The 7605-nt window shown below is 67.2% G+C and carries 8 protein-coding genes and 1 pseudogene; 6 read left to right on the plus strand and 3 right to left on the minus strand.

Features of this window, described 5'->3' with window-relative positions; translation table 11 throughout:
* Nucleotides 1–966: 966 nt before the first annotated feature.
* Together ACWCPY_RS42435 and ACWCPY_RS42440 are read right to left on the minus strand one after the other, a co-directional pair.
* Nucleotides 967–1215: a hypothetical protein gene (locus tag ACWCPY_RS42435; RefSeq protein ID WP_451274439.1), complete on the minus strand. Its 249-nt coding sequence runs from the start codon at nucleotides 1213–1215 to the stop codon at nucleotides 967–969.
* A 250-nt stretch (nucleotides 1216–1465) separates the two neighbouring features.
* Nucleotides 1466–1771 (minus strand): hypothetical protein, encoded by a 306-nt coding sequence (locus ACWCPY_RS42440; RefSeq protein WP_451274441.1) that lies wholly within the window; start codon nucleotides 1769–1771, stop codon nucleotides 1466–1468.
* A gap of 690 nt (nucleotides 1772–2461) precedes the next feature.
* On the opposite strand from ACWCPY_RS42440, the gene ACWCPY_RS42445 reads away from it, so the two are divergent.
* The 3 genes and pseudogenes from ACWCPY_RS42445 (at nucleotide 2462) to ACWCPY_RS42455 (ending at nucleotide 5286) form a co-directional block, all read left to right on the plus strand.
* Nucleotides 2462–2830 (plus strand): hypothetical protein, encoded by a 369-nt coding sequence (locus ACWCPY_RS42445; protein ID WP_451274443.1) that lies wholly within the window; start codon nucleotides 2462–2464, stop codon nucleotides 2828–2830.
* Nucleotides 2831–3059: 229 nt separating this feature from the next.
* Nucleotides 3060–3778 (plus strand): annotated as a pseudogene (locus ACWCPY_RS42450) (IS6 family transposase).
* Between the two features lie 443 nt (nucleotides 3779–4221).
* Entirely contained in the window at nucleotides 4222–5286 is a 1065-nt protein-coding gene (locus tag ACWCPY_RS42455) for a hypothetical protein (protein ID WP_451274445.1), read from the plus strand.
* A gap of 267 nt (nucleotides 5287–5553) precedes the next feature.
* Here the strand turns inward: ACWCPY_RS42455 and ACWCPY_RS42460 are convergent, their stop codons facing one another.
* A complete protein-coding gene (locus ACWCPY_RS42460) occupies nucleotides 5554–5691 on the minus strand; it encodes a hypothetical protein (protein ID WP_451274447.1) in 138 nt (45 codons plus the stop codon).
* Between the two features lie 26 nt (nucleotides 5692–5717).
* On the opposite strand from ACWCPY_RS42460, the gene ACWCPY_RS42465 reads away from it, so the two are divergent.
* The 3 genes from ACWCPY_RS42465 to ACWCPY_RS42475 all read left to right on the plus strand — a co-directional run bounded on the left by ACWCPY_RS42465 (nucleotide 5718) and on the right by ACWCPY_RS42475 (nucleotide 7460).
* Nucleotides 5718–6526 (plus strand): IS5 family transposase gene (locus ACWCPY_RS42465; protein WP_451274449.1). Its coding sequence is split into 2 segments (ribosomal slippage): nucleotides 5718–6066 and nucleotides 6066–6526, totalling 810 coding nucleotides; the frame shifts between segments, so codons are not numbered across the junction.
* Nucleotides 6527–6540: 14 nt separating this feature from the next.
* Nucleotides 6541–6858, plus strand: a complete 318-nt coding sequence (locus ACWCPY_RS42470) for a hypothetical protein (protein ID WP_451274451.1) — start codon at nucleotides 6541–6543, stop codon at nucleotides 6856–6858.
* Between the two features lie 230 nt (nucleotides 6859–7088).
* Nucleotides 7089–7460, plus strand: coding sequence for a hypothetical protein (locus ACWCPY_RS42475; protein ID WP_451274453.1), 372 nt, complete (start codon nucleotides 7089–7091; stop codon nucleotides 7458–7460).
* Nucleotides 7461–7605 lie beyond the last annotated feature (145 nt).

Below are 7605 nucleotides of genomic sequence, written 5' to 3' on the forward strand. Positions count from 1 at the left end.
CCGGACAGAACAACTTGAGGACAGCCCAGCAGGGCGTCAGTCAGTGCCCGAGCCACGGCCACCGGAACCTGAGTATCAGCATCAATGTCAGTGCCGCCGTTTACGATCCGGCCGTGGCAGTGGCGGTCGGCCTTCGGGTCGACCGAGGATCGCAACGGCACGCCGCTCGAGATGTACGCCGCCGCCCCCCCTGGTGGCGGTCGGCCTTCGGGTCGACCGAGGATCGCAACGCCGCGGACCCGCCCTCGATGAGGGCGACTTCCAGGTGGTGGTCGGCCTTCGGGTAGACCGAGGATCGCAACACCACCGCGCTACGCCGCGAAACAGCCGGACTGTCCCGTGGCGGTCGGCCTTCGGGTCGACCGAGGATCGCAACCCCTTCGCGCCCAACAGCCTGCAGCGGGATCTGGCGTGGCGGTCGGCCTTCGGGTCCGGCCGAGGATCGCAACGTCGACCGCACACACAGCATCGCATCAGGCGTGGATGTGGCGGTCGGCCTTCGGGTCGACCGGGGATCGCAACGTATCCACCGTGCCGCCGCACAACCGCACCCGGCCCGGTGGCGGTCGGCCTTCGGGTCGACCGAGGATCGCAACTCCTGCGTCATCGGCGGCTCTGGGCGGGCCGGCCGGTGTCAGCCTCATGTGCTCTCCGCGCGAGCGGAGGTGAGCCGAAGGTCTGACACAACCCTCGCCCCCGGCGTCATCCGGTCGGAGGCCACGCACCCCTGCGGGGACAGCGTCTTCCGTGAAGATTCCCCACAGCAGGACTCCGAGCTGATAAGAATCCACGTCCCGGGCGCTGCGGGCCCTGCACGACGCGTCGTGCGCTACCCAGATTGCCTACAGCCACATGCGGGCAGCCCCGGGCCCTTGTCGAACATGGGCGGGCACTTCCTGGATGACGACGAGCTCGAGGACACTGACACTACTCTGTAGCGAGGTGCCGGGCTGCTACCGTTCTGGATCAAAGGGCTGTCGCGCCAGCCCACGACGTTGGCCCCGCCGACTCGTCTTCAAGGTGCTCCGCGCCGCGCTTGAGACCACACCTCAAGCCCGTTCTGGAGTCTTCATGCCTGTCGACCACTCCCGCAAAGCAGCCATCCGCCAGCGCATGGCTGAGACCGGCGAGAACTTTCACCGCGCCGCCAAAGCCGTTGATCACGAACGGCTCGTGGCCGTTCTGACCACTCCTCCGTGTGGTGTCCCAGGCCATGACTGGAGGTGCGAGTCGTGCCCTGAACTGGACCTTTCCAACTACGACTGCTGGGGTCGGCCTTGGCGCGGCCCCGGCTTCGAGCCGTACGTCTGCCCCGGCCCGTCCCAGTGCGAGGACCTCGACTGCTCCAACGGCTGCAACGACCACTTCGTCAAGATGTGCCACGACTGCGGGCACATCTTCGGCGTGGGCTTTCACCCAGATCCTGAGGATGGAAGCTGCCCGAACGGATGCTCGCGTGACCGGTTCAGAGGGTGAGGACAGCCCAGATGCGACGCCCATCTGGCCCGGTGTCGGTTCCGCACCCGGTGACGGCCTGGTGGGCAGTGATCTGGTGGAGGACATCCCCACCCGCGTCGTCGTGACCGGTGGTCAGGGCGGTGTGGTGGGAGAGAGCGAGGATGCACGCCTGCCCGTCCTGATCCGACAGGTGCACCGACACTGTCGTCCCGCCGTCGGTAACCGCGGCCTCGACAAGGAGCGTCGTCACCGCCTCCACCGCGGTGACCGTGTCCGGGGCCGGCCGGTACTTCCACTTTCCGAGCTGTCCCATGACCGCGGTCCGGGCCTTCCCAGCCGCCCACGGGGCTGACTCCAGCACCCAGTTCATGCCGCGCCGGTTCACCATGCCCACCCCGCGGCGCGCAGTCGGGATCACCTGGCTGGCCGGGGGCTTCTGGGGCGGCGGGTCCTGCGGGTTCGGCCGGGGAGGGTTCGGCGGCTTCTTCGGCGGAGGCGGAGTCTTCGGCGGGTACGACGGCGGCGTCGGGCCAGCTTCCACGGAGTGCGACACGGGGCCTCCCAGGGGTGCGGGGCGGATGGGGCCGTCGGTTCAGCGTAGGCGGGTTACGGGCTGCGGGGGCCTGGTACAGGCGGATGAGGCGCGGCAGGGCGGGAGTTGGGGTGGTGGATCCTGATTGACGCGGACAGGCCGCGCTGCGAGCAGGACTGGCCGGGCGGCCTCGTGCCGTCGTACCTACAGACTTCCGACGGGGACGAAGGCTGGATCCGGGTGTATCGGAAGGCGTCGGACTGGAAGCGCTCGCATTGGGAGCCGCCCGCGAAGCACGGGCTGTGCGCCGACGGCTGGCCCGTCCCTTGGGCGGGATCCGGTTCCGCAGAAAGTGCGCCTCCGCCTCGTCCTCGGCGGCGGAGACCTGGGCAGTACCGAGTGACCGCTGGCGTCCCTGGGCAGCATGAGTGCCTGATCAACAGGCAACATTGGCAGCCGAGAAGGAGAATCGTGGAAAACGCGAAGCGTCGCGCGTGGGTGGCTGGACTTTGGGCGATCGGGCTTTTGATGGTGGCCCTGATCCCGTACGAGTGGAAGAGCGACTCCGGGTTCATGCGGGTGCTCTGGGTATTCCTTGCGGTCGGTGTCCTGGTCCTTGCCGGCCTGCTGACCCGTATGGAGATCATGCTGCGCCCTCGGAACGCCAAGGCAAGTAGTACGGCAGACACGCACGTGTACCTGTCGACCGGATGCTTGCACGGTGAACACGCGTACTGCCAGTCGATGACGGGTCAACAGGGAGAGAAGCGGCCGGGACGGTGCAAGTTCTGTGACGCACGGTGTACCTGCTCCTGCCATGCGGATGGGGCTGCGCTGTGACTGCTCGGAAATCGGCGGCCGCGTAGGCTGCTGCTCTCCGTGCGGGTGCCCGGCATGGACGGTAGCGGCGCCCCTTGGCCTTCTTGGGCGTCCACACGGTTGGTGTGCGTCGGGCGGACACTCAGGCCGGTGGCCGCCGGCGCTGCCGGAGAGAAGTCCTCGGGGCACTGTCACGTTGACTGACCGGGTGGGATGATCTTCTGGTTGGTCATGCTGGGAGGGGTCGTCCGTGGACAGCGCGCTGCCGTCGTACAAGGGGCACCGGTACCCGGTGGAGATCATCGCGCACTGTGTGTGGCTGTACTTCCGTTTCCCGCTGTCGTTCCGCGAGGTCGAGGAGCTGATGCTCGAGCGCGGTGTCGCCGTCTCCTATGAGACGGTCCGCCGCTGGTGCGCCAAGTTCGGGCAGGTCTACGCCGGCGCGCTGCGCCGCCCGCAGCCCAGGCCCGGGGACAAGTGGCACCTGGACGAGGTCTTCCTCAAGAAAACGGAGAGCAGAAGTACCTGTGGCGGGCCGTCGACCAGGACGGCAACGTGCTCGACATCCTCGTACAGAACCGGCGGGACACCGCTGCGGCCAGGCGGTTCTTCCGCCGCCTTATGAAGAAGACGTGTTCGGTACCGAGGGTGATCGTCACCGACAAGCTCCGTTCCTACGGCGCGGCCCACCGCGAGGTCATGCCCTCCGTAGAACACCGCGCCCACAAGGGTCTGAACAACCGGGCCGAGAACAGTCATCAGCCGACGAGGCAGCGTGAACGCGCGATGAAGGGCTTCCGCAGTACCGGCGGGGCCCAGCGGTTCCTGTCCGCGTTCAGTGGCATCTCACCGCACTTCCGGCCCCGCCGCCACCTGATGAGTGCCCCCGGCTACCGAGCCGAGATGACCATCCGCTTCGCGAGCTGGGACCAGGCCACCGGCGCCGCCGACCAGCCCGCCGAAGCCTGAGCACCAGCCCGAAAACTCGGCCCCCATTACGTCCCGACGCACCGTCAGAGACCCACGCAGCCAACAACGGGACAGCGCCTGAGCCAGCCATAGGTCCGCTCGAGCGCCCATCGCTTCGGAATGAGGGTGAAGCCCCTGGTTCCGGGGGTGCGGGCGCTCTCTGTAGCGGATCTGGGGTGTGCTTGTCAGCGGTTTGGATCTTCTGGGTCTGTCGGGGGCCGTGCTCGGTGAGGTTGGTCCGGTCATGACGACCGGAGGGGGCTTCTCGCTGGACGACACCGAGGCGGACCTGCGCGAGAATGAGCCCGACATAGACCAGATCCGTGCTGACCTCACCGCTGTGACCGGCATCGCGGCGCTCACCGACTTTGCCGATACGGTGCCGGATCACCTGCTGTTCACGTTGCCGCGGGGGATCACACGGGCGCACCGAGGGGATCAATATGGCGACGATCACGGTGGACGTGGCAGTTCCCGACGCGCTGCGGCCGGTCGTGGATATGGCAGCGTTGCCAGCGGCCCTCGGCGACGCGGGGCCGGCGTGGCTGGTGCTGTCCGAGGACGGACGGCTGGCGCGGTGGACGCCGACGACCGGCGAGATGCAGGATGTGGCCCGGTATCGGGAGGAGAGGCTGGCGTCCGAATACGGTGGTGGCGTTCGACTGCGGCTTCATGTGTCTCGATGTGGCCGTTGGGCGGCGGTGGTTCAAGACCGCGGTCGGTACGGCACCGTCGTCGATCTCGCCACCGGTTCGCCAGCGTTGAAGTTGGACGGCGGGGATTACTGCTGTGAAACCGTCCCGTTCGCGTTGGCGTTCGCCGAACACGGTGGCCGGCCGGTTGTCGTCCATCGCGTTGACTGGAACCGGTTGGATGTCACCGATCTCGCGTCCGGCGAGGTTCTTACGGCGCGGGACAGCCCGGATAGAGATGAGGAAGATGCGGAGTACGACCTCGATTACTTCCACGGCGCGCTGTCGCTGAGTCCTGACGGGACTCGTGTCTACGACGGCGGTTGGGTGTGGCAGCCGTGGGGGATGCCGGCGGTGTGGAGCCTGACCGCCTGGCTGCACGACAACCCGTATGAGTCCGAGGACGGGCCCAGCTATGCGGTGTATCCCGAGGTCTCGGAGTGGAACTGGCCGGTGGTGTGGATCGACGACGGGCGGATCGCGTTGTATGACCGGGACGATGCCGGCAGCGGTACCGTACACATCCTCGACCCCACCTCGATCGAACTGCGCTCGCCGGGCGTCCGATGGATCAAGGCGGTCGCGACGTTCCCCTGGCCGGTCGGCGATTTCGGCTTTTTCACCGACGGAGAGCATCTGCTGATCGCCGACGAGGCCGGTCTGCAGGGCGTCGACATCACCAGCGGACAGCAGGTGTTCGCGATCGACGGGTTCCGCCCGGCGCGTCAGGATCGACATACCGGAACGCTGATCCAGGTCGGCAGCGCCGATGCCCGGTTGTGGACGCCGCCGCAGTGGACTGCGCGCGCTGGCTGAGCTGCCATTTCCCGCAGGGTGCCGAGCGGGAGAACATCCGCGAGTCCACTCTGTTTGCAGTGCCGCCCGCGGCCCGAGCGCCGACACCCACAGCTGGTCGATCCGGTCGTCGGTCGAGGTCCGGCGCAACAACTCCTTGTCACCACGCTCAGGTGGAGTGGATGACCATGGCCGCCCGTTCGACGCCCTGGTCGGGCGGAGAGGTTCCGAAGAGAGGACCTTACGGTGTAGTCGGCAGTTGACGATCGGTGTTCCGTTGGCCCGCTTTCAGGCGGTGTAGCTCGGCGTGGGGTACCAGCCGGTCTCGGTGGCCCAGCGTTCGGCTGCCGTCATGAGCACGGTCGTGGCAGGGGCCTTGATCTGTCCGTAGTCGAGCAGGTCCGGCACGCTAAGAAGCCATCTCATTTGGGTATCTCGGTATTCTGTGCGTCATGGTGGGGATCGTTGAACGGCTGGTGCCGGACGAGTTGTGGGAGTTGTTCCAGCGGGTGGTGCCGGAGGCGCCGTCGAGGCCGCAAGGCGGCGGTCGGCGTCGGCACGGCGACCGGGAGGTGCTGGCCGCGATCGTCTTCGTGGCCACGTCGGGTTGTACCTGGCAGCAGCTGCCTTCGGCGTCGTTCGGCCCGTCGGGAGCGACTGCCCACCGCCGGTTCTCGGAGTGGTCAAAGGCCCGGGTATGGGCCAAGCTCCACCGCCTGGTCCTGGACGAACTCGGTGCCCGCGGCGAGCTGGACTGGTCGCGGTGCGCGATCGACTCGGTGAACATGCGGGCCCTGAAAAGGGGGACCTGACAGGTCCGAATCCTGTCGACCGGGGCAAGTACGGGTCGAAGATCCACCTGATCACCGAGCGGACCGGTCTGCCTATATCCGTCGCAATCTCGGGCGCCAACGTCCACGACAGCCAAGCCCTGATCCCGCTCGTGACAGGCATACCGCCCATCCGCTCCCGCCGAGGCCCCCGTCGACGCCGACCCGGCAAGCTCCACGCCGACAAGGGCTACGACTACCGTCACCTGCGGCAATGGCTACGCCGACGCGGGATCCGGCACCGCATCGCTCGCAAAGGCATCGAGACCTCACAACGACTCGGCCGACACCGCTGGACCATCGAACGCACCATGTCCTGGCTCGCCGGCTGCCGACGACTCCACCGGCGCTACGAACGCAAGGCCGACCACTTCCTGGCCTTCACCAGCATCGCCTGCACCCTCATTTGCTACCGCCGACTCGCCAAATGAGATGACGTCTAAGTATGAACCTTGCCGGGCGGACGTACGTTGGACTGCTTGGAGGGGAGATTCCCATCGCGGAGTTCGAGCTCGACCGTCTTCAGCGGTTCCGGCTGCGGGTCGGTCGACCGAGCTTTGTCCGTGATGCCTTCAATGACGTGGTGGCGTCCGCACTCGCGCGCGGGTTGGGCATCGTGATCGTCGTTGTTCGGGACGGTGAGAGCCGCTGTTCTGGGTCGGGTTCCGATCCGGCCTTCCTTCACCCGCTGCTGCTGAACGGCGGCTGTTCGCCTGAGGTTCCCCTGCCGGACCAGCGGAACTCCATCACTCCCGTCATGTGAGGACACGATGGACGACACCCCCGCGCCCGATCACCGGATCGGCATGAGCGACCCTGCCTGGTCCGGTGGGGGACGCCTCCCGGCTACAGCACGGGCAAGGCGGTGACCGAAGCACTGGTCGATGCCGGGGTGGCGGTCCAGGTCATGGCGAGCGGCCGACCGGTGTCCGCCACCTCTGGCGGCACGGCGCTGGGTGGCCCCCGGTCTTCGGTCCCCCCCCGGCTATCTGCGTGACCGATGCGACGGTGCTCATGCTGATCGTCTTGGGGACGTGGCTGTCGGAAGCCGCCCCGGATCTTGCCGGGGCGCTGACCGGGATGCGGACCGGGGCCGGGAGCGGGATGCGGGCGGAGACGGAGATGGAGATCGAGGGTGGCGCTGAGGCCGGGAGTGAGAAGGCCTGGGCTGTGGCTGTTGGTGAGCTGGGGTTTCGTGTCCTGTTCCTGGCTGGTCCGGTGACCGCGGTCGGCCTCGACGGGTTCGGCGGCTTCGAGAACAGCGACGCCTCCCTGGGTGGTGCGTGTCTGGGTGGGGTGGGGGAGTTGTGGGGTGGTGTTTTCCGGGTGGTTGATGGCCGGGGTTTGTTGGGTGGGTGGTTTTAGTCGTGGAGGATATTCGGATCAGTCCTGGGTTGGCTGCTTTTATGCGGGTTTGGCTTGGTGCGAGTGTGCCGAGGGGGAGTGAGGGTCGGGGGTTTGATAGCCGGTTGCCGTTTTTGGAGACGGCGAGGGGGCTTGAGGACTGGTC

This window comes from Streptomyces sp. NPDC002403, from assembly GCF_053593015.1.